At 69.3% G+C, this 26,390-nt stretch carries 26 protein-coding genes and 1 pseudogene; 15 read left to right on the forward strand and 12 right to left on the reverse strand.

The features are described 5' to 3' along the window. Window positions 1–107: 107 nt before the first annotated feature. The gene (locus tag ACGFNU_RS49965; protein ID WP_392603893.1) at window positions 108–482 is read right to left on the reverse strand and encodes a hypothetical protein; all 375 of its coding nucleotides are present in this window, start codon (window positions 480–482) and stop codon (window positions 108–110) included. Continuing rightward, complete coding sequence (locus ACGFNU_RS49970) at window positions 475–1,971, reverse strand: hypothetical protein (RefSeq protein WP_392603895.1); 1,497 nt, start codon at window positions 1,969–1,971, stop codon at window positions 475–477. Before ACGFNU_RS49970 ends, ACGFNU_RS49965 begins: the two co-directional genes overlap by 8 nt. Window positions 1,972–2,096: 125 nt before the next feature. Here ACGFNU_RS49970 and ACGFNU_RS49975 point away from each other — a divergent pair, with 125 nt between their 5' ends. Continuing rightward, a complete protein-coding gene (locus ACGFNU_RS49975; RefSeq protein WP_392603897.1) occupies window positions 2,097–2,384 on the forward strand; it encodes a hypothetical protein in 288 nt (95 codons plus the stop codon). Between the two features lie 16 nt (window positions 2,385–2,400). Here ACGFNU_RS49975 and ACGFNU_RS49980 read toward each other — a convergent pair whose 3' ends face one another. Continuing rightward, on the reverse strand, window positions 2,401–3,570 hold the full coding sequence (locus tag ACGFNU_RS49980) for a transposase domain-containing protein (protein WP_392603899.1): 1,170 nt from the start codon (window positions 3,568–3,570) through the stop codon (window positions 2,401–2,403). Between the two features lie 312 nt (window positions 3,571–3,882). Here ACGFNU_RS49980 and ACGFNU_RS49985 point away from each other — a divergent pair, with 312 nt between their 5' ends. Genes ACGFNU_RS49985 through ACGFNU_RS49995 form a run of 3 tightly spaced genes read left to right on the forward strand, consistent with a single transcriptional unit; the run spans window position 3,883 to window position 5,954 of the window. Further along, window positions 3,883–4,383 carry a pyridoxamine 5'-phosphate oxidase family protein gene (locus ACGFNU_RS49985; RefSeq protein WP_392603901.1) on the forward strand — a complete coding sequence of 167 codons (501 nt, stop codon included), beginning with the start codon at window positions 3,883–3,885 and terminating at the stop codon, window positions 4,381–4,383. Window positions 4,384–4,401: 18 nt separating this feature from the next. Continuing rightward, window positions 4,402–4,812: a YciI family protein gene (locus ACGFNU_RS49990; RefSeq protein WP_392603903.1), complete on the forward strand. Its 411-nt coding sequence runs from the start codon at window positions 4,402–4,404 to the stop codon at window positions 4,810–4,812. Further along, on the forward strand, window positions 4,809–5,954 hold the full coding sequence (locus ACGFNU_RS49995; protein ID WP_392603905.1) for an RNA polymerase sigma factor: 1,146 nt from the start codon (window positions 4,809–4,811) through the stop codon (window positions 5,952–5,954). The genes ACGFNU_RS49990 and ACGFNU_RS49995 overlap by 4 nt, the downstream gene beginning before the upstream one ends. Before the next feature lie 254 nt (window positions 5,955–6,208). On the opposite strand, the gene ACGFNU_RS50000 is transcribed toward ACGFNU_RS49995, so the two are convergent. After that, the gene (locus ACGFNU_RS50000) at window positions 6,209–6,883 is read right to left on the reverse strand and encodes a GntR family transcriptional regulator (RefSeq protein ID WP_392603907.1); all 675 of its coding nucleotides are present in this window, start codon (window positions 6,881–6,883) and stop codon (window positions 6,209–6,211) included. 80 nt (window positions 6,884–6,963) lie between these two features. Between ACGFNU_RS50000 and ACGFNU_RS50005 the strand changes: the two genes are divergently transcribed. The 6 genes from ACGFNU_RS50005 to ACGFNU_RS50030 all read left to right on the forward strand — a co-directional run bounded on the left by ACGFNU_RS50005 (window position 6,964) and on the right by ACGFNU_RS50030 (window position 11,288). Beyond that, window positions 6,964–7,497, forward strand: a complete 534-nt coding sequence (locus tag ACGFNU_RS50005) for a YbhB/YbcL family Raf kinase inhibitor-like protein (RefSeq protein ID WP_392603909.1) — start codon at window positions 6,964–6,966, stop codon at window positions 7,495–7,497. 89 nt (window positions 7,498–7,586) lie between these two features. Next, window positions 7,587–8,051 (forward strand): MarR family transcriptional regulator, encoded by a 465-nt coding sequence (locus tag ACGFNU_RS50010; protein ID WP_392603911.1) that lies wholly within the window; start codon window positions 7,587–7,589, stop codon window positions 8,049–8,051. Next, entirely contained in the window at window positions 8,048–9,262 is a 1,215-nt protein-coding gene (locus ACGFNU_RS50015; RefSeq protein ID WP_392603913.1) for an epoxide hydrolase family protein, read from the forward strand. Before ACGFNU_RS50010 ends, ACGFNU_RS50015 begins: the two co-directional genes overlap by 4 nt. A 115-nt stretch (window positions 9,263–9,377) precedes the next feature. Next, entirely contained in the window at window positions 9,378–9,875 is a 498-nt protein-coding gene (locus ACGFNU_RS50020; protein WP_392603915.1) for a TetR/AcrR family transcriptional regulator C-terminal domain-containing protein, read from the forward strand. Window positions 9,876–10,117: 242 nt separating this feature from the next. Beyond that, window positions 10,118–10,696, forward strand: coding sequence for a helix-turn-helix domain-containing protein (locus ACGFNU_RS50025; RefSeq protein WP_392603917.1), 579 nt, complete (start codon window positions 10,118–10,120; stop codon window positions 10,694–10,696). 49 nt (window positions 10,697–10,745) lie between these two features. Next, entirely contained in the window at window positions 10,746–11,288 is a 543-nt protein-coding gene (locus tag ACGFNU_RS50030; RefSeq protein WP_392603919.1) for a dihydrofolate reductase family protein, read from the forward strand. Between the two features lie 19 nt (window positions 11,289–11,307). Here the strand turns inward: ACGFNU_RS50030 and ACGFNU_RS50035 are convergent, their stop codons facing one another. Then, window positions 11,308–11,484, reverse strand: coding sequence for a hypothetical protein (locus ACGFNU_RS50035; protein WP_392603921.1), 177 nt, complete (start codon window positions 11,482–11,484; stop codon window positions 11,308–11,310). Between the two features lie 279 nt (window positions 11,485–11,763). Here ACGFNU_RS50035 and ACGFNU_RS50040 point away from each other — a divergent pair, with 279 nt between their 5' ends. Continuing rightward, window positions 11,764–12,789, forward strand: a complete 1,026-nt coding sequence (locus ACGFNU_RS50040) for a hypothetical protein (RefSeq protein ID WP_392603923.1) — start codon at window positions 11,764–11,766, stop codon at window positions 12,787–12,789. 44 nt (window positions 12,790–12,833) lie between these two features. Here ACGFNU_RS50040 and ACGFNU_RS50045 read toward each other — a convergent pair whose 3' ends face one another. Then, a complete protein-coding gene (locus ACGFNU_RS50045) occupies window positions 12,834–13,727 on the reverse strand; it encodes an alpha/beta hydrolase (protein WP_392603925.1) in 894 nt (297 codons plus the stop codon). Window positions 13,728–13,824: 97 nt separating this feature from the next. Between ACGFNU_RS50045 and ACGFNU_RS50050 the strand changes: the two genes are divergently transcribed. Continuing rightward, on the forward strand, window positions 13,825–14,850 hold the full coding sequence (locus tag ACGFNU_RS50050) for a PucR family transcriptional regulator (protein WP_392603927.1): 1,026 nt from the start codon (window positions 13,825–13,827) through the stop codon (window positions 14,848–14,850). A gap of 2 nt (window positions 14,851–14,852) precedes the next feature. Here the strand turns inward: ACGFNU_RS50050 and ACGFNU_RS50055 are convergent, their stop codons facing one another. The 5 genes from ACGFNU_RS50055 to ACGFNU_RS50075 form a co-directional block, all read right to left on the reverse strand. Next, window positions 14,853–15,596 carry an SDR family NAD(P)-dependent oxidoreductase gene (locus ACGFNU_RS50055; RefSeq protein WP_392603929.1) on the reverse strand — a complete coding sequence of 248 codons (744 nt, stop codon included), beginning with the start codon at window positions 15,594–15,596 and terminating at the stop codon, window positions 14,853–14,855. A 405-nt stretch (window positions 15,597–16,001) separates the two neighbouring features. Further along, a complete protein-coding gene (locus ACGFNU_RS50060; RefSeq protein WP_392603931.1) occupies window positions 16,002–16,643 on the reverse strand; it encodes a hypothetical protein in 642 nt (213 codons plus the stop codon). Window positions 16,644–16,866: 223 nt separating this feature from the next. Further along, the gene (katG, locus tag ACGFNU_RS50065) at window positions 16,867–19,068 is read right to left on the reverse strand and encodes a catalase/peroxidase HPI (protein ID WP_392603933.1); all 2,202 of its coding nucleotides are present in this window, start codon (window positions 19,066–19,068) and stop codon (window positions 16,867–16,869) included. A gap of 29 nt (window positions 19,069–19,097) precedes the next feature. Continuing rightward, on the reverse strand, window positions 19,098–19,502 hold the full coding sequence (locus tag ACGFNU_RS50070) for a Fur family transcriptional regulator (protein WP_392603949.1): 405 nt from the start codon (window positions 19,500–19,502) through the stop codon (window positions 19,098–19,100). Window positions 19,503–19,730: 228 nt separating this feature from the next. Next, window positions 19,731–20,306 (reverse strand): CGNR zinc finger domain-containing protein, encoded by a 576-nt coding sequence (locus tag ACGFNU_RS50075; protein ID WP_392603935.1) that lies wholly within the window; start codon window positions 20,304–20,306, stop codon window positions 19,731–19,733. Between the two features lie 82 nt (window positions 20,307–20,388). Here ACGFNU_RS50075 and ACGFNU_RS50080 point away from each other — a divergent pair, with 82 nt between their 5' ends. Beyond that, window positions 20,389–21,564, forward strand: a complete 1,176-nt coding sequence (locus ACGFNU_RS50080) for an epoxide hydrolase family protein (RefSeq protein ID WP_392603937.1) — start codon at window positions 20,389–20,391, stop codon at window positions 21,562–21,564. A gap of 24 nt (window positions 21,565–21,588) precedes the next feature. Here ACGFNU_RS50080 and ACGFNU_RS50085 read toward each other — a convergent pair whose 3' ends face one another. Then, window positions 21,589–22,512 (reverse strand): RNA polymerase sigma-70 factor, encoded by a 924-nt coding sequence (locus ACGFNU_RS50085; protein ID WP_392603939.1) that lies wholly within the window; start codon window positions 22,510–22,512, stop codon window positions 21,589–21,591. 81 nt (window positions 22,513–22,593) lie between these two features. Here ACGFNU_RS50085 and ACGFNU_RS50090 point away from each other — a divergent pair, with 81 nt between their 5' ends. Together ACGFNU_RS50090 and ACGFNU_RS50095 are read left to right on the forward strand one after the other, a co-directional pair. Then, a complete protein-coding gene (locus ACGFNU_RS50090) occupies window positions 22,594–24,183 on the forward strand; it encodes an MFS transporter (protein WP_392603941.1) in 1,590 nt (529 codons plus the stop codon). A 426-nt stretch (window positions 24,184–24,609) separates the two neighbouring features. Next, a pseudogene (locus ACGFNU_RS50095) lies at window positions 24,610–26,390 on the forward strand (DNA-directed RNA polymerase subunit beta); the annotation flags it as partial.

The raw sequence follows: 26,390 nt of genomic DNA on the forward strand, positions 1-26,390 counted from the left end.
CATCTTCGACGTGGGTGCCGGTGACGTGCTCTGGCGACGTCAGATATCGCAACTGTCCGAATGCCTTGGACTCGGAGGGGCGAGGCGGACTTGCCGGTGTGCGGATCTCACCGGTCGATCGCCCAGGTGACGTCGCTGGGCGGGTTGCCCTCGTCGACGAGGTGGCGGACGATCCGGAGCGCTTCCGATAGCGGAATGGTGTCCTTGTTGGCGTACTCGTCGTGTTGTCCGTTGGCGAGGACGAAGCCGTCGCTCTTTCCGTCGGCTGCCGGGTCGACCGCGTGCTGGCCTGGGTCGGCGTCGTCATCGAGCAGCATGACCATTGCTCGTTGTCCGTTGGTCACGATGGCGAGCAGGCGGCCGGAAGAACTGGTCAGCCAGGTTTCGAGCTGTCCCTCGTTGATCCGGGTGCGGAGCTGCTCGACGGCTGTCTGGGAGGTCAGCGCCGAGGGGAACTCCTCGAACTTCCACGTCTCATTCATCGGCGGTGGCCTTTCTGCGGCTGATCTCTGCTGCGTAGCTGGTCCAGTCGCCGGCGGAGGCGCGCTGCCATGCGACTGCGACGCTGATGTGGATGCCGAGCAGGCGGGCCAGGAGCGCGGCGGGCAGGTCGGTGGCGAGCTGGAAGAGGGCGGTGGAGCGTGCTCGACCGGGCTGGATGCCGATCTGGCGGAGCCGCTCGGTGAGCTGGGCGGCGCTGATGGGGCGGCCTGGCTGGCCTCCGGGGAACAGCCAGGGCGATGCTTCTTGGTGTCCGATGGCGGCGTGTCCGCGGCGGGTGGCCGCGAGCTGGGTGGTCAGGCCGGCCAGGGGTTCGGGGAGGGTGAGGGGTTCGCGGCCGAGGTGGAGCTTCACCTGGTCGCCGTGGAGATCGAGGTGGTTGAGGGTGAGACGGCTGATGGCAGAGGGCCATTGGGCGTAGAGGAGCACGAGGAGACCAGCGACCCGGTCTTCGAGCTTCACGGCGTCGTCGTGCAGGAGGCGACGGGCCTGTTCCCAGCGGTTCTCGGCGTCGAGTGCCTGCTGTGGACCACCCCATTTGGTCGCGGGGAAGGTGAGGTCGGTCAGCTTCTGGCTGGTCGCCCAGCGGATGAAATGGCCCGCCTCGCGGCGGTGCGTGGCCTCGTCGCTGGTGATCCAGGCTTCGAGATCTTTCTGGGTGCAGGTGGCCAGAGTGAGATCGTGGGCGGTGAGCCAATCGAGCACGACGATGGCGGCCCTGACCTGCTGGCGTGCCGTCGAGAGCTGGTTGTGGGTGGTCTCACCGGCAACCGTGCGGCGGCGAAGGCGCCGAAGAACGTGCCAGATGGCGTAACGACGCAGCAGGTGCTGCTCGTCCGGGTCGGGTCGGGCGGTGATGGCCGTGGTCATCCAGCTCTCCAGGCGGACCATCTGCTCGTCGCGAGGCTCCAGGACGCCGATCGCGACCAGGACACTGCGCAGATGCTGCACGGCCTTGCCGGCCGGCAGGCCGTCCAGGGCCTGGTGGGTGAGGTCCGTGTCGTCCAGAGCTCGGAGAATTCTCGGGGCGGCGCTGCGGTTGAGCCAGCGGTCGACGGTGGTCGGTCGCGTGGAGGAGGTGAGCGCGGCGAAGAGCTTGTCGAAGCGCGGGTCGATTTGCCCGGACGCGTCGCCGAGCTCGGCACGAAGGCGCTGTTCGACGGCGCAGCGAACGCATCGTCCCGCGTTAATCCGGTCGGCCCGGCCGCAGGTGGCGCAGCTCTTCCAGAAGGTCTCGTCGGGTCTGGTGCGCCGGGCGCAGAGCGGAGCGGCTCGGGTGCCGCCGCGGATCGGCGCAAGCTCGCCGCACTGGCTGCAGGTGGCCCAGCGCTGCTTGCAGGCGCGGCACCACGGTTGACCTGTGGCCTTGGGGTGCTCTGGACCTTCCGGAGCATCCCAAACACCACCGCTTGAAGGTCGGATCATGCATCTAACGGGAGCATCCTGCAATCGGTTCAGGCCAGAAGGCATAGACCGCTCCTTCGCCGTACCTATCCGGAGAACTCCTTCATCTGGCGACCTGCGGATCCGCGCCCGTCTGATGCAATTCCCGAGATTTCTTGTAGCCCATCGTGGTGTTGATGTTGGCGTGCCCCATGATCAGTTGGCAGATGTCGGGCGGCATCCCGTTCAGGATCGCCTCGGTGGCGAAGAGCCTGCTTCTGCCCTACCTTCTCCCCATCCTCTCCCAGGTGATCGGCGATCCGTACTGGCAGCGTCTGCTCCAGCGAATCGGGCCGATGAACGCGGGGCTCACCGGCCAAGCCACCACCGATCTCCACAACCTGCCCCTCAGCCCCTGGGCCGGCCTCGGCGTCACCGCCGCCTGGGCCGCCGCCGCACTCGCAGCCGGCACCGTCCTACTACACACACGCGACGCCTAACCCCCATGCCGGGTAGTTAAGGTCCTGCTCTGGCTGTCAAGGTGGCGGCCGGGGTGCTGTTTGTCGTGATGTCGGTGATCCTTTTGCTGGTGAGTGGCCGGTGCGGGTCGGCTTTGTTGTAGCGGGACAGGGCGGACTTGACTTTGCGTGCGCTGACGCGGGGGCGGCGGGGTGGGTTGAGGTCAGCCAGGACGGCGCGGCCGATGTCACCGATGGGGTCGGTGGAGCGCAGCACCCGCCCGTGCAGGAGGGTGTGGCGGATGGCCAGGTAGGCGCATTCGTGTTCCCACCGCTCGTGGTAGAGGCCGATCAGCGTGGCTGCGGGGTGGCGGCGGTGATCGGTGAGGGTGGTGACCAGCCGGTAGGGCTGGGTCCAGGTGGTGCCGTCGGCGCAGGTGACGGTGACGGTCGCGGTGATGATCCGGACGGCGCCCAGGCGGGCCAGGTTGGTGCCGTCGGGCAGGTGCGCGACGATCGGCGGGCGGCGGCTGGAGATCTGCCGGACCAGGAACGCCGCGCCGGTCGCGGCGATGTCTTCCAAGAGCCTGGTGGCGTCCAGGCCCCGGTCGGCCAGCACCAGCATGTCGGGCTTGAGCAGGTGGGTGAGCTTGCGGGCCTGGTCGGTCTCTGACGCCCAGGGACCGAACGTCGCGCCCAGCACCGCCCGGGTGCCGGTCTCCACCAGCGTCATCAACGTCAGGATCGGGTAGCCGGTGACGCCCCGCACGCAGCCTGCCTTTCCCAGCCAGTCGACGTTGCGGGCCGAGTCGGGGGTTTTGATCGACCGGCAGCCGTCGAACGACGCCGTCCGCCATCTCCCGAACCGGACACCGACCGTCGCCGGCTGCGCCAACGGCCCGGCCAGCGTCTGGAACAACACCCGCAACGGCGCCTCGCCCAGACGGCGACGCAGATCCCGCAGCGCCTTCACCGACGGCACCGGCATCGGCGGCAGGCCCCCCACCAGCTTCCCCCACACCCGCCCGTATCCCAGGCCGGGGAACAGCACCAGCGCCAGCACGAAGTACACCCCGACACGCGACGGCAACCGCCGCAGCCTGCGCTCGGCCGCCCCGGTCTCGGCCGGCACCGCATCCACCAGCTCGAACGGCAGCCACCACGTCAACTCACCCAGATGACCCGGCGCGAACACCCCCGCCGCCGCCCGCACCGTCGAGGTGAACACATCGATATCCCAAGCCAGGCCCGACCTGGCAGACTGAGCAGCCAACGGAGATCCAGTCTGAAAACCGATGGTTGTGAGAGATCACCCGTTCTACTGGATCTCCGTTCTGCATGCCCGGACAACACCACAAGATCCCTTGACACCCCAGCCCGGACCTTAACTACCCGGCATTGCGCCTAACCCAGGCCACCGCAGAGGGGCTGGAGCGAGTTCTTGAAAATCAGGACGCGGCCGATGTCGAGAATGTCGTGGCGGCTCCGTCCCAGGGGCACAGCGGCCCGCAAGGGGCCGCGCGACCTTGGAGGATGAGCCATGCGACCGAACGAGATCGCTGAGGTGCTGAACCGGCCGCTCAGTCAGGAGCTGCTGGCCCGCGACATGACCCGCCTGGCCTACGTCGGCACGGACGGCACACCCCGCAACATCCCCATCATCTTCGCCTGGAACGGGTCGGAGATCGTCGTGTCGACTCCGAAGAACGCGCCGAAGCTCGCGGCCCTGCGCGTGAATCCGATGGTCGCCCTGACGATCGACACCGAGTCGCACCCGCCCAAGATCCTGCTCATCCGCGGCCGGGCCGAGCTCGACTACGTCGACGGCATCCCCGACGAATATCTGCAGACGACCAGCACCTACGAGATGACGCCTGAGCAACGGGTCGAGTGGGAGGCGGAGGTGCGTTCGCTCTATGTGGACGGCATGGTCCGCATCGTCATCACCCCCACCTGGGCCAAACTGATCGACTTCGAGACCACGCTGCCCAGCGCGGTCGAAGAGCTCGTCCAGCGCCGGAACGAGCGTCAGCCCGCCTGATCAGCAAGGGAGAACATGATGGCCAAGTACCTGTTGTTGAAGCACTATCGCGGTGGCCCGGCCGCCGTCGCCGACTGGCCACCGATGGACCAGTGGACGCCCGAGGAGGTCGACGCGCACGTGCAGTTCATGCGCGACTTCGCGGCCCGCCTGGAGGAGACGGGTGAGTTCGTCGAGACCCAGGCGCTGGCGCCCGAGGGGACGTTCGTCCGGTACGGCGGCGAGGGGCGCCCGCCGGTGACCGATGGCCCGTTCGCCGAGACCAAGGACCTGATCGCCGGCTGGTACGTCATCGACGTGGAGTCCTGGGATCGCGCGGTCGAGCTGGCCGGGGAGCTGTCCGCCGCGCCCGGGCCCGGTGGCGAGCCGATCCACGAGTGGCTCGAGGTCCGGCCGTTCTACGGCGCGCCGGCCGCGGTCACGGAATGAACGAATCGCTGCTGCGGGAGCTGGTTCCCGCGGTGATCGGCGTCCTCGTCCGTCGCGGAGCCGGCTTCGCGGCGGCCGAGGACGCCGTGCAGGACGCCCTCGTCGAGGCCGCGCGCGTCTGGCCGGACGGTATGCCGGACGACCCCAAGGGCTGGCTGGTCACCGTGGCCTGGCGCAAGTTCCTCGACGCCACTCGCGCCGAAACCTCCCGGCGGCATCGCGAGGAACGCCTCGAGGACGAGCCGGTGCCCGGCCCGGTCGGAGCGGTGGACGACACGCTCCAGCTGTACTTCCTGTGCGCCCACCCGTCCCTGACTCCGGCGTCGGCCGTCGCGCTCACGCTGCGCGCGGTCGGCGGCCTGACCACGCGCCAGATCGCCCAGGCCTACCTCGTCCCGGAGGCGACCATGGCCCAGCGGATCAGCAGGGCCAAGCGCACCGTCTCGGACGTCCGGTTCAACCAGCCCGGCGACGTCGCCACCGTGCTGCGCGTCCTCTACCTGGTCTTCAACGAGGGCTACTCCGGCGACGTCGACCTCGCCGCCGAGGCGATCCGGCTCACGCGCCAGCTCGCGTCCAAGACCCATCACGAGGAGGTCGCGGGCCTGCTCGCGCTCATGCTGCTGCACCACGCCCGGCGCCCGGCGCGGACCGGCCCCGGCGGCAGGCTCGTGCCCCTCGCCGAGCAGGACCGCGGCCTGTGGAACACCCGCCTGATCGCCGAGGGCGTCGACGTCCTCCAGACGGCCCTCGCCCGCGACCGCCTGGGCGAGTTCCAGGCCCAGGCCGCCATCGCCGCCCTCCACGCCGACGCCCCGACGGCCGAGGAGACCGACTGGGTGCAGATCGTCGAGTGGTACGACGAGCTGGTGCGCCTCACCGGCAACCCGGTGGCCCGCCTCAACCGGGCCGTCGCGGTCGGCGAGGCCGACGGCCCGAGGGCCGGCCTTGCCGCCCTGGCGGATCTCGACCCGTCCCTCCCCCGCTACGCCGCCGTCGCTGCGTACCTGCACGAACGCGACGGCGACCCGGCGACCGCGGCACGCCTCTACGCCGAAGCAGCTCAATCGGCGCCCAGCCTCCCCGAACGCGAACACCTCACCCGCCAGGCCGCCCGCCTCAACGCGCAACTCCGCAGCTGACCGATGTCTCACTCGATCGCGAACCCCATCGCGACCGCCGCCCGCGACGGCCACCTATTCGGCGGCCCCGTCACCTACGTCCGCGACGATCGTGGCGTGAGGCGCTGGAGCCACTCGCTTCGGGTCGGGGCCGTCCCGGCGGTCGCGCTGTCGCTCACCGCGCCGTCCCCCGGCCGTCTCGTCCTGGGGACGGGAGACGGCAGGATCCTCGACTCGAGGTGCTCTGACCCGAGGGCCAAGGCGGCGCTCGATGATCAGGCGTCGTCGGTCAGGGCGGCTGCGGTCTGGGTGAGGTGCTGGGCCAGTACCTCGGCCGCGGTGTCGGCGTCGCGGGCCAGGGCCGCCTCTTCGAGTCGGCGGTGCTCGGCTACGCCGTCGCGGTCGGGGACGCGGAGCGCCGACCACCGGCGGGCCAGTTCGCTCGCGGTCCACATCCGGTCGAAGGTCTCCAGCAGGACGGGGTTGCCGCACCCCTCCAGCAGCGTGCGGTGGAAGACCCGGTGGGCCTCGGCCCATGCGTCGGTGTAGTGCTCGCCCTGGTCGGGCGCGTAGGCGGGGGTACGGGTCAGACGGTGGTGGGCGGCTCGTACGCGGGCCTCCCAGTCGACGTCGCCGCGTTCGATGGACATGCGCAGGACGACCGGCTCGATGGTCCGGCGGGCTTCCGCGATCTCCTGCCAGCGGCGGTCGGAGAAGGCCGGGACGGCGAAGCCGCGGTTGGGCAGCCGGTCGGCGAGGCCCTCGCCCACCACTCGCACGAGCGCCTCGCGGACGACGGCCAGGCTCACGCCCTGCTCTTTGGCGAGGTCCTGCGGTTTGAGGGCGGCACCGGGCGCGTAGGTGCCGCGCATGATCGCGTCCCGCAGGTGCGCGTAGACCTGCTCGGACAGCATCTGCTTCCCCGGCGAGGCGTGGGAGGTCTGGGTCATGGCGTCATCATAGACGATTCGACAAATAATCGATTATCTGTGTTATCGTCGATCTCGTTCCCCGATCGAAAGGAACGACGATGAGCGCCAACGACCCCTTCGCCCGCCTCCCCGAGGCGGCCTCCTTCACCGTTACCAGCGCGAACGTGACCGACGGCGCCGCCTGGGCGCCCGAGCAGTTCTCCTCCGGCGTCCCCGGCGGGAAGGACGTCTCGCCGCAGCTGTCCTGGAGCGGCGCCCCGGATGGCACCAAGAGCTACGCCGTGACCATTTACGACCCCGACGCCCCGACGGGGTCCGGGTTCTGGCACTGGGCGGTCGCCGACATCCCGGCTGCCGTCACGGAGCTGCCCGAGGGCGCTGGTGACGACACGGGCTCGGGGCTGCCCGAAGGCGCCTTCCAACTGCCCAACGACGCCCGCATGGCCCGCTTCATCGGCGCCGCTCCGCCCGCCGGGCACGGCCCGCACCGCTACTTCGTCGTGGTGCACGCCCTCGACGTCGCGTCCATCGGCGTCCCGGCCGACGCCACCCCGGCCTACCTGGGCTTCACCATTTCCGGCCACATCCTCGGCCGCGCGGTCCTGACCGCCACCGCCGAAACCCCCGCCTGACGAGCGGCGAGGAGGGCCCTCTGCCGAGGGCCCTCCTCACGGCATATTTATATTAGGTATTTAAATAAGTTACTGATACGGTTTTGGCCATGACAGGCGAGGGCACGCCCGAGCTGGATCCGGGCGAGATGGCGGCGGCGGTCGAGGAGTTCAACGGTTTCTACATCCGGCTGCCCTCGATCCAGCGGCTGAGCTTCACCACGCTGTCGGTGCTGCACACGCTCGCCCGGCGCAGTCCGCTGCGGCTCGGCGAGCTCACCGCGACCGAGCAGGTCACCCAGTCGGCCATCACGCAGATGGTGACGCGGCTCGAAGGCGACGGGCTGGTCGAGCGGCGGCCCGACCCCCGCGACGGCCGGGCCGTGCTCGTGCACCTCACTCCCGCGGGCGCCGAGATCGTCGCGGCTCGCCGCGCCGATCGGATCGCCCGGCTCGCCCCGATTCTTCAGCGGCTCTCGGCCGCGGAGCGCTCCGCGATCGCCGCCGCGCTGCCCGCCCTCCGCCGCGTCGCCGAGCTCGGTGAGTCCCAGAACCAGCAGCGAGGACGAGCATGAGCGATCTGACGCCGACGCCCATCCGGGTGCCCGATGACGTGCTTGACGACCTGCGGCGACGGCTCGCCCTCACCCGCTGGCCGGTCGACGCGGGCAACGACGACTCCTACTACGGCGTCAACCGCGCCTACCTGCAGGAGCTCGTCGAGTACTGGCGCGACGACTACGACTGGCGCAAGGCCGAGGCGGCGATCAACGCCTACGAGCACTACCGCGTCCAGGTTGACGGCGTGCCGGTGCACTTCATGCGCCGGCCCGGCGTGGGGCCGAATCCGACCCCGCTGATCCTCACGCACGGCTGGCCCTGGACGTTCTGGCACTGGTCCAAGGTCGTCGACCCGCTGGCCGACCCCGGGGCGTACGGGGGCGACCCCGCCGAGGCGTTCGAGGTGATCGTGCCCTCGTTCCCCGGGTTCGGATTCTCCACCCCGCTGCCCGACCGCCCGGACATGAACTTCTGGAAGGTCGCCGACCTCTGGCACACCCTGATGACCGAAACGCTCGGCCACGAGCGGTACGCCGCCGCCGGCTGCGACGTCGGGGCGCTGGTCACCGGGCAGCTCGGGCACAAGTACGCCGACGAGCTGCATGCGATCCACATCGGCTCCGGCCTGAGGCTCGACTTCTTCAACGGCGACCGGGCCTGGGACTTCAGCGGCGGCCGGCCCATCCCCGAGGGCCTGCCCGCGGACGTCCACGCGCAGGTCATGGCGCTGGACAAGCGGTTCGCCGTCCACCTCGCCGCGCACATGCTCGACCCGAGCACCCTGTCGTACGGGCTGTCGGACTCACCCGCCGGAATGCTCGCCTGGATCCTGCAGCGCTGGATGAGCTGGAGCGACGACGACGGCGACATCGAGACCGTCTTCTCCAAGGACGATCTGCTCACCCACGCCATGATCTTCTGGGTGAACAACGCGATCGGCACGTCCATCCGCACCTACGCCAACAACAACCGCTACCCGTGGACGCCGTCGCACGACCGATGGCCGGTCGTGGAGGCGCCCACCGGCATCACCTTCGTCGGGTACGAGAACCCGCCGGGCGTGACGACCGAGCAGCGGGTCCGCCACTTCCTCGACAGCGACCGGGCCGCCTGGTACGACCACGTCAACCTCACCGCCCACGACCACGGCGGCCACTTCATCCCCTGGGAGACCCCCACGGAGTGGATCGAGGATTTGCGCCGCACCTTCCGCGGCCGCCACTGACAGCTGGGCCTCGGCCGCCGCGCGGGCGGGTCCCCGGGCTTCGCGCTGAACGCTGAACGTCAGCCCGCGGCCACGTCCATACGAAGGAACTCGGTGATGCGGAGCGGCGATCACGATGCGGCGGGTGGCGAAGGAACTGGGCGTGGAGGCGATGTCGCTCTACCACCACGTCCCGGACAAGGACGCGATCCTCGACGGCGTGGTCGACATGGTCTTCGCGGCGATCGAGCTGCCCCCGGCCCGCCACGACGATTGGCGCGACGCGATCCGTACGCGTGCCTCGTCCGCGCGTGCGGTCCTGTCGCGGCACAGCTGGGCGCTCGGCCTCATGGACTCCCGCCGCGACCCGGGCCCGGCGACGCTGCGCCACCACGACGCCGTCCTCTGCGTCCTTCGCGAGGCGGGGTTCGCGCTGCCGATGGCCGTGCACGCCGTGTCGCTCATCGACAGCTACATCGGCGGGTTCGTCCTCCGGGAGGCGAACCTGCCGGTGATGACGCCGGACGATGTCGAGGAGGTGGCCGGCGGCATCCTCGAGCACCTGCCTGCGGACGAGCTGCCGCACCTCAGGGAGATGATCGTCGACCACGCCCTGAAGCCCGGCTACAACTAGTCCAGCGAGTTCGGCTACGGCTTGGACCTGATCCTGGACGCCGCCGTAAGTAGAACCCCTATCGCGGACGTGCTCCTGCTGGTCGCTAGCTCAAGTCAGCCGAAGTCGGGACCGTCTAGAATCCCGCCGTTATGGGATTAGTGTTCGACGCTGTCGCCGGCGAAATCCCGCTGGTGCGGCGGGTGTGGTCGGCCAGCTGTGACGCCGCGACGAGTTTCAGCTCGGCGGCCAAAGGCTCCTCCATGATCGCGTTTGCGCGGGCCGGTGACAGGTTGACGGTGCACCTGCGCGGGCCGGAGACCAAGGCCACGCAACACATCTGCCCCGAGGGCTGGGAGTTCTTCGGTGTCGAGCTGCGGCTCGGTGCCCATCTGCCCCAGTTCCCGCCGTCCAGTTTGGCCGACCTGAACGATGCTCTGCTGCCGACCCTGTCAAGCGGCCGGATCGTGCTGGACAACCGAGACTGGGAGATGCCGACCGCGCAGAACGTCGACGTCTTCGTCTGCAGGCTCGTGCGAGCAGGTTTGCTGGTCTTCGATCCGCTCGTCGACGAGATCCGTCACGGCGAACGGCCACGGGCCATGTCGGAGCGGACGGCGCAACTCCGGTTCCGCCGGGCCGTCGGGATATCGCGCCGCAAGCTCGCCAGCATCGACCAGGCGAAACACGCCGCGCAGCTCCTGGCGGCGGGGGTCTCGATCGCCGACGTGGTCACCGCCGCCGGTTACTACGACCAGCCGCAGCTCGCGCGGGCGATGCGGTGGGCGACCGGCCACACCCCGGGCGAGCTGAGGTCCGGCACCCCGTGGGTCGCGTTCTGATTCGGTTCGATACAAGACGGGCCGATCACCAGGATGGTTGTCTCCGGGCATGCGAAAACTGATCGAATTCAACCATCTCTCGATCGACGGGAGACTCTCCGGGGACGACTGGTGGGCCGGGCAGATGAAGGTCCCCTCCAGCGACAAACACATCGACTATCAGCTCCAACTATTGGAACAGGCTGCCGGTCTGGTGCTCGGACGGGTGACCTACGAAGGCTTCGCCGAGACGTGGCCGGCCATGACCGGCGCCCTCGCCGACAAGATCAACGTCCTGCCCAAGCACGTCGCGTCCACCACGCTGACCGAGACCACCTGGAACGCCAAGGTGCTCGACGGCGACGCCATCGACGCCGTCGCCAAGCTCAAAGAGTCTGGCGACGGCACGTTGCTGAAGTACGGCAACGGCCCCTTCAGCCGGGCGCTCGTCGAGGCCGGTCTGCTGGACGAGCTGCACCTGAGCATTTCCCCCTTCGTCGCGGGCTCCGGTGAGTCACTCCTGTCGGGCATCAGCACGACCCCCCTGAACCTGACGGGAGTGACCGAGATCGGCAACGGCGCGGTAGTGCTGGCCTACACCCCAAGCCGGTAAAGCACCCACGCGCCCACGTTCATCGACTCACCTTGGCCAGCAGCATCGGATCGGGGCCACTGCTGGCGCCCGTCCGGACGCAGTTGACCGCGATCGAGCACCTGGCGCGCGGACGCGCCATTGTCGGCGACGCGCGTACCAGGCCGAACGCCAGCTTGAACGCGCGGCCGAGCAGGCGGCCGCAGCGCGTGACCACCTGGATGAGACTCCGCCGTGGCTGTACTACCTGATCCAGCCCGCCTCGCGCGGTCTGGCGGACGGGCGGGAAAGTGATTCGCGCTAGTCGCGAAGTGTTGGTGTGAGCCGACCACTTCCCCCTTTGGAGGCCGTATGACGGAGGCAAGGATTTGAGGGCCGGTGTGGACCAGCCGGTCACTGAGGCCGAGCTGGTCACCCGGTTCCGGCGCGATCCCGAGAGTCATGAGAACCGCTGCTCTCACTGATCAGCACGCTGCCGACCTCGTCGAAGACCCGTGTGGCGGCCTTCCGCGCCATCGCCTCCTACCCGAACGTGAAGAGCACCGGGAAGGTGCCCGGCGGTCAGGGCCTGCAGTTCCCCTCGGAGTACGGGGACACGGTCAGGATGGTCATCGATCCGGCGACCTCCCAGGTGCGCCAGACCAACGTCCTCGTGTGGCTCGACGGCGGCGAGTGGGGCACCTCCGGCACGTACACGCTCACCACCGAGTGGACGAACCCGAGCCTGCGAGTGCGCGACCACGACCTGGCGGCCGTCCGGACGCGCCACTTCGGGCAGGGCGTGCCTGCCTGCGCCGGGTCGCACGCCGCCATCGACTGGGGCATCGGTCTCACGGCCGGGCTGTACACCGAGCCCGGCGCGCTGCCCGCCACCCGCACCGAGTACTTCACCCCGAGGCTCGACTGGAAGCTCGACGAGGGCGTCACCACGGCCGACTGCTCCTTCGAGAAGGTCGACGCCGGCGTGCGCACGGAACGGTTCTCACGCCCAGGGAGCTACGCCCGCCAATGGAACGACGCTCCCTTCGGGCCCGGGGCCGGAGTGCTGGATCTCAGTGCCGCCGACGACACCTGGCTCGACGTGGCGATGTTGTCCACGTGGCACGCCGACGGGAGCGGTGACGGGATGAGAGACACCTCGACCTTGCGCGACGCGAGCGGAAACGTGGTGGGCACCAGCAGTATCCCCGGCTCCGGCGGCCCCTGGCCCAGCCCCGCCCCCGGCAAGCACACGCTCGGCGGTGGACGCCGAACGTTCGGTCCCCTGGTCGGATCTCGCGACCCGGCAGAACATCATCTGGGACCTCGACGTCCAGAACCAGAAGATCATCACCCTTCCGAACATCCGCTACCGGACGCCCCTCGACATGAGCAACCGGGCCGGCCCGGGGTCGCGGCAGCAGATCACCCTCATCCCCGAAGCCCTGAAGGCCACGCCGTCGTTCTCGGTCTCCTTCGACGACGGCAAGACCTGGCGGCCGGTCGCGGTCGGCCCCGGCGGAACCGCGTCCTTCCGCGCTGAGAAACAGCGAGAACGCCCCGAGCGCCGCTCGGGGCGTTCTCGACTTATTCGGCCAGGGCTCGGCGGAGGGCGTCGCAGAGCTCGGTGAACTGGCGCTGTGACACCTCGGCGGGGATGGCCTGCGATCCGTGGAAGGTGCCGGGCCACTGGTGCAGTTCGACCGGGACGCCCGCCCGCAGCAGGTCCAACGCATAGTCGAGGTCCTCGTCGCGGTTCGGGTCGAACTCCGCGGTCGCGACGTAGGCCGGGGGCAGGCCGGACAGGTCGGCGGCCCGCCCCGGCGCGGCGTAAGGGGTGGCCGGCGCGGAGCCCAGGTAGTGCCGCCAGGCCGCGGTGAGCGCGTCGCGGGTCATCCAGGGCGTGTCGGTGAAGTGCCGCTGGGACCAGGTCTCTTGCCGGTCGTCGAGCATCGGCTGGTTGAGCAGCTGGAAGCGGATCGGCGGCCCCTGCTCGTCGCGTGCCCGCAAGGCCAGCCCGGCCGCGAGCCCGGCGCCGACGCTGTGGCCTCCGACCGCGATCCGGTCGGGGTCGACGCCGAGTTCGGCGGCGTGCTCGGCCGTCCAGGCGAGGACGGCGTAGGCGTCGTCGTGGGCGGCCGGGAACGGATGCTCGGGGGCCAGCCGGTAGCCCACCGAGATCACGACCGCGCCGGAGCCGTCGGCGATCCGGACGGCCTGCCGGTGCTCGGTGTCCAGGTCGCCGAGGACGCCTCCGCCGCCGTGCAGCCAGAGGACGGCGCCTCGCGCTTGGCGCGGGCGGTAGATCCGCACCGGCACGTCGGGGTCGGCGGGGACGGTACGGTCCTCGATCTCCATCCCGTCGATGTCCGGCACCGGTACCGCCATCGCGGCGGCGGCGAGGCTCTTGCGCGCGGTGACCGGATCGGTCAGGTCGTTCGGCGGGAGCAGGGGGATGAACGCTTCCAGTTCGGGATCCATGTCGTTCATCCTTGTGGGCGCCTCCTGAGGGATCATCCGCCATCCGTCGCGCATCGTGCCTTGATCACGCGCCGAACGGCGCCTCTATTCTCGTGCCATGGAGGCACTGGCCGTACGGCTGTCGGGACTGGACGCGCACGCCGAAGGGGCGATCCGCGTCGTCGCTTTCTACGACACCTTGATGCGCCGCCGGGTGGACCTGCCCGCGCTCGCCCGTGCTTCGGCGGGCCTGGCCGAGTGCGTGGCCGGGATACGGCTGTACGGCACGGGCCGGACGATCCGCTTCTCGCCCACCGGCACCGAGGCGCCCAGCACGGCGCCGTCCGCGTCCAGCACGGCGCCGATCATCCTCGACGAGGAGGAGATCGGGACGGTGTGGCTGGAGCGGTCCGGGCCGTCCGTCCCGCTGGACGAGGTGCTGCTGGAGCGGCTCGCGATCGCCGCCGCCGCGGTCGTCGAGCGGTACGGCCCGGCCCGCACCACCATGGCCGACCCCGCCCTGGTCGAGCTGGTGATCAGCAACGGAGACGAGGCGGCCAGAGCCCGCGCGCTACGGCTCCTGGGTTTCGCCGCCGATGTGCCCGTCCGGGTCGCCGCCGTCCGGCCGGGGCTTCCGCTCGACCAGGTCGGCGCCCTGGTCTGCCCGGCCGGACTGGTGAAGGCCGCGCTCCTCGACGGCGTGGGCGTCCTGCTGGCCACCGCCATCAACCCGGCCCGGTTCCCGGCGGACGTGCGCGCGGGCATCGGTGCCGCCGAGAGCCCCGGCCGATCCTGGCGGCAGGCCCGCACCGCCCTGCGCTTCACCACCGAACGCCAGCCGATCGTCCGCTACGACGATCTGGGTGCGCTGGCGCTGCTGGCCGAGATTCCGCAGGACGCCGCACGCGGCAACGCCGACGTGGCCGCCATCGCCCGGTTGGCTCCAGACGATCTGGAGACGTTGGACGCCTACTGCGCCACCGGCTCCGTCCGCCAGGCCGCCGGGCTCCTCCATCTGCATCACAGCAGCGTCGCCCGCCGCCTCGAACAGATCGGCAAGACCTTGGGCGTCGATCTCACCGAGCCCGGCGGGCTGATCCGGACCAGGCTGGCCCTCACCACCTGGCGGCTCCTCGGCGCCTGAGGTCACCAGGCGACGGGGCCGAGGCGATCGATGAAGATCCCGGACGGCCCGTCGGCGCCGATCGTCGCGAGCTCGACGATCGAGTCGGTGCCCTCGGTGACCGTCAGCTGCCCGGTGTGATTGTTCATGTCGGTGGCGGCGAACGTGTGCTTCGCGACCTCCCCGGGAGTGGTCACGTTGAATTTGATCTCCGGGAGCGCCTGAGCGTACCGGACGGTGATCATGTTCAGTGCCGCCTTCGACGAGCTGTAGGCGAGTTCGTGCATCTTCGAGACGGGCTGTTCGGGATCGGTCACGACCGCGAAGGAACCGCCGCCGCTGGACACCATGACGACCCGCGGGTGGTCCGCCGCCCGCAACAAGGGGAGGAACGCGTGCGTGACCCTGATCGGTCCGTACACGTTGGTGTCATAGACGGAATGAACCTCCTGGGCCGTCGCGTCCGCCGGCGGGACGATCTTTCCCGGGGCGCCGGCATTGTTGATCAACACGTCCAGGCGGTCGGTGTGCTCGCGAACGAGCCGTACGGCGCCGGTCACCGACTCGTCCGAGGTCACGTCCAGCGGGACCATGACCACGTTCGCGCCACCGTCGGCCAGCGCGCCGGCGGCCACCCGCCCCCGGCCCTCGTCGCGCGAGCCCAGGAAGATCGTCCACCCCCGTTCCCCGAGCCGCCGGGCCGCCTCGAAGCCGAGTCCCTTGTTGCCGCCGGTGATCAATACCGAGGTCTGCTCCGCGTTCGTCATGCCGGTCTCCTTGTGAAGTAGCTGGTCGTACACACAAGACGCCGGCGGTCTGGCACCTGTGACAGCGTGTGAGCGGCCTCACACGCACCAGGCTCGCCCTCACGGCCCGGCGGCTACTCGCCAACCCCAGCGACGCGCTCGTCACCCCGCTCACTGCGGTTGCTCGACGGTCCGATCGGCGGGTCAGCGGACTCGGGACTGTTGCGGGACCTGGGCCGGGTTCCTGGCGCGGGTCAGGTATTGCGGTACGGGCGCCGAGTCGTCGCCGGTGTCGCGAACGAGGCCGTAGCGGGTGATTCCGTTGCCGCCGGGGGCGGTTCCGATGTCGGTGACGATCTCGGCGTAGGTGACCGGCCTGGTCCAGCCGCCGGGAGCCGCCGGACGCGACGTGGAACAGCTTCCCGGTCAGGGCGGTCCAGGTCGGCAGGACCACCTGTCCCCGTTCATCACCTGCCCGCGGACCATCAGATAGCCCCGGCCACGGAATGTGACGCTCTCTCCACGGTGCTTCAGGTCGGCCTTGTCCCCTGTTGACAGGGTCAGGCCAGCTTCGCGGCGGCGCGGCAGTGGGCCAGGGCGGCGTCGACGGTCGGGCGCGCGGTCGGCTGCGTCGACCACGCTGCCGTACGGCGATATGCGGCGGGGGCTCGGCGCTGGTTTGGTCGGCGTCGCGTTCGCCGCTGCGGTCGGCGCGGCGCTCGCCGGGGCAGGACGGGTCGGGCCGATGGGGAGGGCGGCTTGGGGCGGCGGCGGCTCCGCCAGTTGGTCGAGGACGTATGCGCCTCCCCCGGCCAAGGTCACCCCGCCGGCCACGGTCACCGCCGTCATCGGTTTGGCCAGCATGGCCGTCGCCTGAGCGATGAGACCGGCGGGCGCGGCCGTGGCGGGGGCCTTGACGAGCGTGCCGAGAGCGAAGCCGACCGGGAGCGGCACCAGGGCGAGCCCGGTCAGCCCGGCGCCGCCGCGGACGACTGTGGCCTGCGGACGCGGGCGCCAGGTGGACGCAGAGTGGGGTTGGCGGTCAGCCGTTCCCAGGCCGCCAGCCATGGCTGCGAGCCCGCGGCTGGGAACACGGACGGATAGGAGACCGATGGAACAGTCCGGCGATAACACTTTTTTCGGACTGGACATGCTAGGCGACGTTTCTGAGCAGGTCAGCGCCACCCTGGCACGAAAACGGCCAGGCCGGCCCGGCGTGTGCACCGGGCCGGCCTGGCCGTTCGTGGACTTCGGGGCCTCGAGGACCTCCGGAGTCTCGGGGGTCTCGCGATCAGGCGATGTCGTACCGGTCGAGGTTCATGACCTTGTCCCACGCGGCGACGAAGTCGGTCACGAACTTCTCCTTCGCGTCCGCGCCGGCGTACACCTCGGCGACCGCGCGGAGCTCGGAGTCGGCACCGAACACCAGGTCGACGCGGCTGCCCGTCCACCTGACCTCGCCCGAGGGGTCGCGGCCCTCGAACGTCTCGGAGTCCTCGGACGTCGGCTTCCACACCGTGCCCATGTCGAGCAGGTTCACGAAGAAGTCGTTGGTCAGCGACCCGGGGTTGTCGGTGAGGACGCCCAGGGACGACTGCCCGTGGTTGGCGCCCAGGACGCGCAGTCCGCCGAGGAGCACCGTCATCTCGGGCGTGCTCAGGGTGAGCAGGTTCGCCCGGTCGATCAGGAGGAACTCGGCGGGCAGCAGGTTGCCCTTCATGAGGTAGTTGCGGAACCCGTCGTGCGTCGGCTCCATCACCTCGAACGACTCGACGTCCGTCTGCTCCTGCGACGCGTCGGTGCGTCCCGGGGTGAACGGCACCTCGATGTCGTGGCCCGCGTCCTTGGCGGCCTTCTCGACGGCGGCGCAGCCACCGAGGACGATCAGGTCGGCCAGGGAGATCCGCTTGCCGCCGCTCTGCTCGGCGTTGAACGCGCCCTGGATCTCCTCCAGGGTGCGCAGGACGGCCGCCAGCTCGTTGGGGTTGTTGACCTCCCAGTTCTTCTGCGGCTCCAGCCGGATGCGCGCGCCGTTGGCGCCGCCGCGCTTGTCGGAGCCGCGGAAGGACGCGGCCGACGCCCACGCGGTGGAGACCAGCTGGGAGATCGACAGGCCGGAGTCGAGGAGCCGGGCCTTGAGGGCGGCGACGTCCTGGGCGTCGACGAGCTCGTGGTCGACCGCCGGGACGGGGTCCTGCCAGATCAGCGTCTCACCCGGCACCTCGGGGCCGAGGTAGCGCTGGATCGGGCCCATGTCGCGGTGGGTCAGCTTGAACCAGGCGCGGGCGAACGCGTCCGCGAACTCGTCGGGGTTGTCCTTGAAGCGCCGCGAGATCGGCTCGTAGATCGGGTCGTAGCGCAGCGAGAGGTCGGTGGTCAGCATGCCCGGCTGGCGGTTCAGCGTGCCGTCCTCGGGGTCGGGCACGGTGTTGGCGCCGGCGCCGTCCTTGGGCCGCCACTGGTTGCCGCCGGAGGGGCTCTCGGTCAGCTCCCACTCGTAGCCGAAGAGGATCTCGAAGAAGCTGTTGTCCCACTTCGTCGGGGTGTTGGTCCAGGTGACCTCGAGGCCGCTGGTGTGGGAGTCGCGGCCCACGCCGGTGCCGTGCGTGCTCTTCCAGCCCAGGCCCTGGTCCTCCAGCGGGGCGCCCTCGGGCTCGGGGCCGATGGCGTCGGCCGGGGCCGCGCCGTGCGTCTTGCCGAACGTGTGACCGCCGGCGATCAGCGCGACGGTCTCCTCGTCGTTCATCGCCATGCGCTTGAACGTCTCGCGGATGTCGCGCGCCGCGGCGAGCGGGTCCGGGTTGCCGTTCGGGCCCTCGGGGTTGACGTAGATGAGGCCCATCTGCACTGCGGCCAGGGGCTTCTCCAGGTCACGTTCGCCGCTGTAGCGCTCGTCGTCGAGCCAGGCGGTCTCGGGACCCCAGAAGACGTCCTCGTCGGCCTCCCACGCGTCCTCGCGTCCACCGGCGAAGCCGAAGGTCTTCAGGCCCATCGTCTCCAGCGCGACGTTACCGGCGAGGACCATCAGGTCGGCCCAGGAGATCTTCCGGCCGTACTTCTGCTTGACCGGCCAGAGGACGCGGCGGGCCTTGTCGAGGCTCGCGTTGTCCGGCCAGCTGTTGAGGGGCGCGAAGCGCTGCTGGCCCGCGCCGGCGCCGCCGCGGCCGTCGCTGACGCGGTAGGTGCCCGCGCTGTGCCACGCCATGCGGATCATCAGCGGCCCGTAGTTGCCGAAGTCGGCCGGCCACCAGTGCTGCGAATCCGTCAGCGCGTTCGCGATGTCCTGCTTCACCGCCGCGAGGTCGAGGCTCTGGAACGCCTCGCCGTAGTTGAAGTCGGTGCCCAGCGGGTTGGCGGCCGGGTGGTGCTTGGCGAGAAGCTTCAGGTTGATCCGGTCCGGCCACCAGCCGCGGTTGCCGCCGCCCTGGGTGGGATGGGGTGCGCGCTTGCTCCCGACCGGACAGCCGCCCGAGGTGGCTTCGTTCTCAGACATGTGTTTCCCTCCAGGAAGGCGAGGATGGATCAAGAACTCTCGCGAGTGGAACAGTCGGGGCACAGGCCCCAGTAGATGACCTCGGCCTCGTCGATCGCGAACCCGTGGTCGTCGGACGCGTGCAGGCAGGGCGCGTCGCCGACGGCGCAGTCGACGTCGGCGATGGTGCCGCACGACCGGCACACGAGGTGGTGATGGTTGTCCCCGATCCGTGTCTCGTAGCGCGCCACCGAGCCGGACGGCTGGATGCGCCGCACCAGCCCCGCGGCCGTCAACGTGTTCAACGAGTCGTACACGGCCTGATGGGACACCTTCGGGAGCTCCCGGCGCACGGCACCGATGATCGAGTCGGTGTCGGCATGCGGATGCGCGTGCACCGCGCCGAGCACCGCGAGCCGGGGACGGGTCACGCGCAACTCGGCGCCGCGCAGCATCCGCTGGAAATCCATCGGTGCGACCACGCCCACAGACTGCGTCACAATCTTGAGTGAGTCAAGTCTAGACACCGCCCCACCTCACCCAAACAACCGACACACCCCCGCGTCCCAGCGAGAAACCCCCAGCCAGCCAACACCGCGCGGCCTGGCAACGCGGCAGGCGGCGGCCCAGCGGCCTTGCGATGGGGCACGGGATCAATCCACTACGCCACCTGAGCGCGCCGGTCACTCGGCTGGGCTGGAATGTCTGCGCTGGTTGGCGTTGAAGCGCGCTTTCTTCTGACGATTTCCGCAGGTGTTCATGTCACACCATTTGCGGGTGCGGCTTTGGCTGGTGTCGAAGAAGACGGCTTGGCAGGTCGGTGATGCGCACAAGGCCAATCTTCCGTCCCGTTCGCCCGCGATGATGCTGATCGCATCGGCGGCGATGACGCCGAGGGCGTCTTCCACGGGGGAACCCGAGCCGAGCCGCCATTCCCGCTTGCCCTCGGGCGTCAGGATCGCAGCGGCCCGGCCCTCGGCACTGCGGTCATTGATGGCTTGGACAGCAGACGGAGGGAGAGCGTCCTGGATCGCGGCCGCTGTCGCGGCGAGGTGAATCGACTCCCTCAGTTCCCGAGCGAGGTCGAGCTGGGCAGCAGTGCAGGAGTCGACAGCGAGGCCGTTCACCGCCAGCCAGTCGACGAGGCGGTGCGGCGTGGGAATGCGCTCCACAGCGTTGCCATATCGCTCCGACAGAGTCCCCGTGAAGCTGGTCGCCAGCACGCTACCGAGGCGGAAGTCAGGAAACCCAGCACGCATGGAACCACCTTAGCCGGTTGCAAGCCGATACGACGACATGTTAGAACCGTCTTAGATGGTTCCGAACTGCTCAGGAGGTCTCATGCCCCGTCCGACCCGTGACGTGCAAGCATTCGAAGCCCGCGCAGCCGACGCCGACCTCGACGATCTGCGCGCGCGACTGGCCGCGGCGCGGCTACCGGAGGCCGAGACGGTGTACCGCGCCGCGCCCGGCCCTCGCCGATGGGACCAGGGCGTTCCTCTCGCCGACCTCGTCGATGTCGTCGACTACTGGCGTACCGGGTACGACTGGCGGTCGTTCGAAGAGCGCCTCGACCAGATCGGCCAGTTCCGCACGACCATTGACGATCTGGGAATCCACTTCCTGCACCGCCGATCCGCGCGCGCGGACGCCACTCCTCTGATCCTGACGCACGGCTGGCCGGGCAGCATCGCCGAGTTCATCGATGTGGTGGACGAGCTGGCCGATCCGAAAAATGCGGACGCGCCGGCGTTCCACGTCGTGGTCCCGTCGCTCCCGGGCTTTGGTTACAGCGACAAGCCGGCCGCCACCGGATGGGGGACGGAAAAGATCGCTGCCGCATGGGTGGAACTGATGGGAAGGCTCGGCTACAGCGAGTTCGTGGCCCACGGCGGCGACTGGGGAGGCAATATCACCACGGTTCTCGGCGGCAGGTTCCCGGCGCACGTTCTGGGCATCCACACCACGTTCGCGGCGGCGCCGCCCGGGTTGACCACGGACGGCCTGACGGCGGTCGAGCGCACGTGGGCCGAGGAGACCCGCGATTTCTACGCGGGTCCCCACGGGGCGTACGCGAAGCAGCAGGCGACCCGGCCGCAGACCATCGGCTACTCGCTCGTCGACTCGCCGGTCGGGCTTCTCGCCTGGATCCTCGACAAGTTCGCCGAATGGTCAGACACCGAAGACAGCCCGTTCGAGACGATTTCCAGAGACCGCATTCTCGACGACGTCACCCTCTATTGGCTGACGCGGACCGGCGCGTCGGCGGCCCGCATCTACTACGAAAGCCACAACTCACTCGATCCCGAACTCCGGGTCGACGTCCCGTCAGCGATCAGCATGTATCCCCGCGACATCGAGAAGTGCCCGCGTCCCTGGGCACAGGAGCGGTACCGGCAGATCGTCCGCTGGAGGTCACCCGAAAGCGGGGGACACTTCCCGTCGCTGGAGGTCCCCGAGTATTTCGTCAAAGACCTGCAAGAAGGCCTAGCAGCAGTCCTAGCCGCCCACCGCTGACCGCAGCCCGGCGACCCTGGGGGGTTAGCGGCTTAGGGCGGTTTCTTGCTCTACGCGGGACAGTTTTTCGGGGTTGCGGACGAAGTAGAGGCCGGTGATGAGGCCCTCCTCGACGCGCATCGCCACGACGCCGTCGATCTCCCCGTCGATGCGCACGATCAGGGCCGGGCAGCCGTTGATCTGGGCCGGCTCCACCGATCGTTCGGTGCCGAACTTGGCCAGGCCGGGCTGGGCCAGGCCGGCGGACAGCAGGCGAGCCACCTTGCCGGCGCCGACGACGGGGCGCTGCACGGCGCGTTTGAGCCCGCCTCCGTCGGCCAGGAGAACGACGTCCGGCGCTAGGACGTCCAGCAGGTTCTGCAGGTCGCCTGTTTCTACCGCGTTTTGGAACGCTTGGAGCGCGGCGCGGGTCTCTGCCGGGGAGACCAGGTCGCCTGGGCGGCGGGCGGCGACGTGTGCGCGGGCCCGGTGGGCGATCTGGCGGACAGCTGCGGGGGTCTTGTCGACGGCTTGCGCGATCTCGTCGTAGGCCAGGTCGAAGACCTCGCGCAGGACGAACACCGCACGTTCGGTCGGCTGAAGTGTCTCCAGGACAAGGAGCATGGCCATCGAGACGCTGTCGGCCAGTTCGACGTCGTCGGCTACGTCGGGCACGGTGAGTAGTGGTTCGGGCAACCATGGGCCGACGTAGGACTCCTTGCGGCGGCCAAGCGCGCGCAGGCGGTCCAGTGCTTGGCGGGTGGCGATCCGCACCAGGTAGGCGCGCTGATCCCGGACGGTGGCCAGGTCGACGCCCACCCACTTCAGCCAGGTCTCCTGCAGGACGTCTTCGGCGTCTGCGGCCGAGCCAAGCATTTCGTAGGCGACGGTGAACAGCAGGTTGCGGTGCGTCACGAACGCCTCAGTGGCCAGGTCGCCGTTCGCGGTGGTGTCCGTCTTGTCTTCCATGCCCGGCTCCTGTCTGCCTTCCATCAACTGTCTCCCGCGCACAAGACGCCGGTCGCCGCCGCTTTGTGACAGCCGCGTCCGGTGGCACACGTCACATGTTCGCGCTGTCACAGGGACCGGATCGGCCGCGTCTTGTGCTCGTCAGGACGCCGCGCCGCGGCTTGTACCACCATGAAAGAGGACGTACCTATGGCAACCACGAAGGCGCCACCCCCGCGCCGCTGGGCCGCGCTGCTCTTCATCGGGTTGGCCCAGCTCATGATCGTTCTGGACGCCACCGTCGTCAACATCGCGCTGCCGTCGCTCCAGCGTGACCTGGGCATCTCCGACGGCGACCGGCAATGGATCATTACCGCGTACACGCTGGCGTTCGGCAGCCTGCTGCTGCTCGGCGGCCGGATCGCCGACTATACCGGCCGCAAGCGGACCTTCCTGATCGCGTTGCTGGGCTTCACCGGCGCGTCGGCGCTCGGCGGCGCGGCCGGCAACTTCGAGATGCTGCTGACCGCCCGTGCGCTGCAGGGCGGGTTCGGCGCGCTGCTCGGCCCGTCCGCGCTGTCGCTGCTGACCGTCACGTTCACCCAGCCCAAGGAGCGCGCCAAGGCCTTCGCGATCTGGGGCGCCATCTCCGCAGCGGGCGGCGCGATCGGGCTGCTGGGCGGCGGAGCGCTGACGGAGTACCTGGACTGGCGCTGGTGCCTGTACGTCAACATCCCGATCGCCCTGGTCGCGGCGATCGGCGGGTACGCGGTGCTGGCCGAGTCGCGGCACGAGGGCAGGGCCCGGTTCGACATCCCCGGCGTGCTGCTGGTGACCGGCGGGCTCGTCGCGATCGTGTACGGCACCGGCCGGGCCGAGTCGGACGGCTGGGGCTCGGCGAAGGTCATCGGCCTGCTGGCCGCCGGCGCGGTGCTGCTCGCCGCGTTCACCTTCGTCGAGAGCCGGGTGCCGCAGCCGCTGCTGCCGCTGCGCGTGATCTCCGACCGGACGCGCGGCGCCGCCTACCTCGCCGTGGGCCTGGCCGTCATCGGGATGTTCGGGGCGTTCCTGTTCATGACCTACTACATGCAGATCGTCAAGGGATACTCGCCGGTCAAGACCGGCGTGGCCTTCCTCCCGATGGTCACGGCGGTGCTCGTCTCGGCCGGCGGGATCACCGCCCGGCTGCTGCCCAAGCTCCCGCCGCGGGCGCTGATCGTCCCCGGCATGCTCATCGCGTCCGCCGGCATGCTGTGGATCCTCCGCCTGGAGGCCGGCAGCTCCTACGCCGGCGGCCTGCTGGTCGCACAGCTCCTGCTCGGCTTCGGGGCGGGCCTGATCATGCCGACGGCGATCAACTGCGCCACCCACGGCGTCGACCAGAACGACGCGGGCGTGGCCTCGGCCAGCTTCAACACCGCGCAGCAGGTCGGCAGCTCGATCGGCACCGCCCTGCTCAACACCATCGCCACCAGCGCGACCGTGGACTACCTGGCCTCGCACGGCACGAGCCCGGCCACCGCCAAGCAGGCCGTGGTGGAAGGCTTCGCGACGGCCAGCGCCTGGGCCGCGGGCATCATCCTGGCCGGCGCGGTGATCGTCGCCATCCTGATGAACGCCCCGCGCCCCCGGCACCAGCCCGCCGGCGCCGAGGAGACCGAGGCCCCCGAGCCGCTGCTCGCCCACACCTGACCCTCCAGCGCTCCTTCTGCAGACGCCCTCTCCCGGAGTCGTCCCGGAGACCGTCTCCGGGACGACTCCGGGCTTCTCCGGGACTTCTCTCCGGAAGGGCCCGCGCGGCGGCTCTGGGTGATCAGGGGCTCTCCAGGTGGAGAGCCCCTGATCACGCTGCCGCTCTCGTGGCCGGGACCTGCCGGCTCGGTATGCTTCAGCCCTCAACACGGGGCTTCGGTGTGCGGCTTGACGATTTCTGTGTGAGTATGCGATCCTGATTGCGGGATCGAGGTTGACAAGCTATATATGCGTGTGGACATCTCTCTGCTTTCTGCTTTATGCTGCGTCTCACGCTTGCCCTCGATGTCCCCAACTCCTCCGTTCGGCTGTGATGTCGTCTGGCGTGCGTGTATGCAGTCCCGCCGCGAGCCCTCGGAAGGACATCTGTTGGCAGCCTCGAACGCCTCCGCAGTACCCGCTGGTCCCCGTCGCGTCTCCTTCGCGCGCATCAAGGAGCCGCTCGAAGTCCCGGACCTCCTTGCTCTGCAGACCAACTCTTTTGACTGGCTGCTGGGTAATGAGAGGTGGAAGGCCCGGGTCGAGGCGGCCCAGAAGGCCGGAAGTAAGAGTGTCCCGACGCAGTCGGGGCTGGAAGAGATTTTCGAAGAGATCAGTCCGATTGAGGACTTCTCGGGGACCATGTCGTTGTCGTTCCGGGATCATCGGTTCGAGCCGCCCAAGTACTCCGTGGAGGAGTGCAAGGACAAGGACATGACCTACTCCGCGCCGATGTTCGTGACGGCGGAGTTCATCAACAACACCACCGGTGAGATCAAGAGCCAGACGGTGTTCATGGGCGACTTCCCGCTCATGACCCCCAAGGGCACGTTCATCGTGAACGGCACCGAGCGCGTGGTGGTGTCGCAGCTGGTCCGTTCGCCGGGCGTCTACTTCGATCGTTCGCTGGACAAGGCTTCGGACAAGGACATCTATGGCTGCCGGGTGATTCCCAGCCGTGGTGCCTGGCTGGAGTTCGAGGTCGACAAGCGCGACAACGTCGGTGTGCGTGTCGACCGCAAGCGCAAGCAGCCGGTGACGGTGCTGCTGAAGGCGCTGGGCTGGGACGAGGCGCGGATCCGCGAGCACTTCGGCGGGTATGAGTCGATCAACGTCACGCTGGAGAAGGACCACACCTCCGGCCAGGACGAGGCGTTGCTGGACATTTACCGCAAGCTGCGTCCGGGTGAGCCGCCGACCAAGGAGTCGGCCCAGACGCTGCTGGAGAATCTGTACTTCAATCCCAAGCGGTATGACGTCGCCAAGGTCGGCCGTTACAAGATCAACAAGAAGCTCGGTCTGGACCTGGACATGAACCAGGGCACCCTGACCGAGGACGACATCGTCGGCACCATCGAATACCTCGTCCGGCTGCACGCCGGTGAGGAAGAGGCCACCGTCGGCGCCGTCCCCGTGCCGGTCGAGGTCGACGACATCGACCACTTCGGCAACCGGCGCCTGCGCACGGTGGGCGAGCTCATCCAGAACCAGGTCCGTTTGGGTCTGGCGCGGATGGAGCGGGTCGTCCGGGAGCGGATGACCACCCAGGACGTCGAGGCGATCACGCCGCAGACGTTGATCAACATCCGCCCGGTGGTGGCGTCGATCAAGGAGTTCTTCGGCACCTCGCAGCTGTCCCAGTTCATGCAGCAGAGCAACCCGCTGGACGGCCTCACCCACAAGCGTCGTCTGTCGGCGCTCGGTCCGGGTGGTCTGTCGCGTGAGCGGGCGGGCATGGAGGTGCGTGACGTTCACCCCTCGCACTACGGCCGCATGTGTCCGATCGAGACGCCTGAGGGCCCCAACATCGGCCTGATCGGGTCGTTGGCGGCGTTCGGGCGGGTCAACCCGTTCGGTTTCGTCGAGACCCCCTACCGCAAGGTCGAGGGCGGCGTCGTCACCGACCAGATCGACTACCTCACCGCCGACGAGGAAGACCGCTTCATCATCGCGCAGGCCAACTCGCTGATGAACGAGGACGGCACGTTCGTCGAGCAGAAGGTCCTGATCCGCAAGAAGGGCGGCGAGGTCGAACTCGTTCCCCCGGCGGAAATCCAGTACATGGACATTTCCGCGCGGCAGATGACCTCGGTCGCGACGGCGATGATTCCGTTCCTGGAGCATGACGACGCCAACCGGGCGTTGATGGGTTCCAACATGCAGCGCCA

This window comes from Spirillospora sp. NPDC048911 (assembly GCF_043198015.1).
Classification (GTDB): domain Bacteria; phylum Actinomycetota; class Actinomycetes; order Streptosporangiales; family Streptosporangiaceae; genus Spirillospora.

Coding starts and splice junctions, on each gene's coding strand:
- ACGFNU_RS49965 (WP_392603893.1), bottom strand. CDS start 482: ATGAATGAGACGTGGAAGTTCGAGGAGTTCCCCTCGGCGCTGACCTCC.
- ACGFNU_RS49970 (WP_392603895.1), bottom strand. CDS start 1,971: ATGCCTTCTGGCCTGAACCGATTGCAGGATGCTCCCGTTAGATGCATG.
- ACGFNU_RS49975 (WP_392603897.1), top strand. CDS start 2,097: ATGATCAGTTGGCAGATGTCGGGCGGCATCCCGTTCAGGATCGCCTCG.
- ACGFNU_RS49985 (WP_392603901.1), top strand. CDS start 3,883: ATGCGACCGAACGAGATCGCTGAGGTGCTGAACCGGCCGCTCAGTCAG.
- ACGFNU_RS49990 (WP_392603903.1), top strand. CDS start 4,402: ATGGCCAAGTACCTGTTGTTGAAGCACTATCGCGGTGGCCCGGCCGCC.
- ACGFNU_RS49995 (WP_392603905.1), top strand. CDS start 4,809: ATGAACGAATCGCTGCTGCGGGAGCTGGTTCCCGCGGTGATCGGCGTC.
- ACGFNU_RS50000 (WP_392603907.1), bottom strand. CDS start 6,883: ATGACCCAGACCTCCCACGCCTCGCCGGGGAAGCAGATGCTGTCCGAG.
- ACGFNU_RS50005 (WP_392603909.1), top strand. CDS start 6,964: ATGAGCGCCAACGACCCCTTCGCCCGCCTCCCCGAGGCGGCCTCCTTC.
- ACGFNU_RS50010 (WP_392603911.1), top strand. CDS start 7,587: ATGACAGGCGAGGGCACGCCCGAGCTGGATCCGGGCGAGATGGCGGCG.
- ACGFNU_RS50015 (WP_392603913.1), top strand. CDS start 8,048: ATGAGCGATCTGACGCCGACGCCCATCCGGGTGCCCGATGACGTGCTT.
- ACGFNU_RS50020 (WP_392603915.1), top strand. CDS start 9,378: ATGCGGCGGGTGGCGAAGGAACTGGGCGTGGAGGCGATGTCGCTCTAC.
- ACGFNU_RS50025 (WP_392603917.1), top strand. CDS start 10,118: ATGATCGCGTTTGCGCGGGCCGGTGACAGGTTGACGGTGCACCTGCGC.
- ACGFNU_RS50030 (WP_392603919.1), top strand. CDS start 10,746: ATGCGAAAACTGATCGAATTCAACCATCTCTCGATCGACGGGAGACTC.
- ACGFNU_RS50045 (WP_392603925.1), bottom strand. CDS start 13,727: ATGGATCCCGAACTGGAAGCGTTCATCCCCCTGCTCCCGCCGAACGAC.
- ACGFNU_RS50050 (WP_392603927.1), top strand. CDS start 13,825: ATGGAGGCACTGGCCGTACGGCTGTCGGGACTGGACGCGCACGCCGAA.
- ACGFNU_RS50055 (WP_392603929.1), bottom strand. CDS start 15,596: ATGACGAACGCGGAGCAGACCTCGGTATTGATCACCGGCGGCAACAAG.
- ACGFNU_RS50060 (WP_392603931.1), bottom strand. CDS start 16,643: ATGGCTGGCGGCCTGGGAACGGCTGACCGCCAACCCCACTCTGCGTCC.
- katG (WP_392603933.1), bottom strand. CDS start 19,068: ATGTCTGAGAACGAAGCCACCTCGGGCGGCTGTCCGGTCGGGAGCAAG.
- ACGFNU_RS50070 (WP_392603949.1), bottom strand. CDS start 19,502: ATGCTGCGCGGCGCCGAGTTGCGCGTGACCCGTCCCCGGCTCGCGGTG.
- ACGFNU_RS50075 (WP_392603935.1), bottom strand. CDS start 20,306: ATGCGTGCTGGGTTTCCTGACTTCCGCCTCGGTAGCGTGCTGGCGACC.
- ACGFNU_RS50080 (WP_392603937.1), top strand. CDS start 20,389: ATGCCCCGTCCGACCCGTGACGTGCAAGCATTCGAAGCCCGCGCAGCC.
- ACGFNU_RS50085 (WP_392603939.1), bottom strand. CDS start 22,512: ATGGAAGACAAGACGGACACCACCGCGAACGGCGACCTGGCCACTGAG.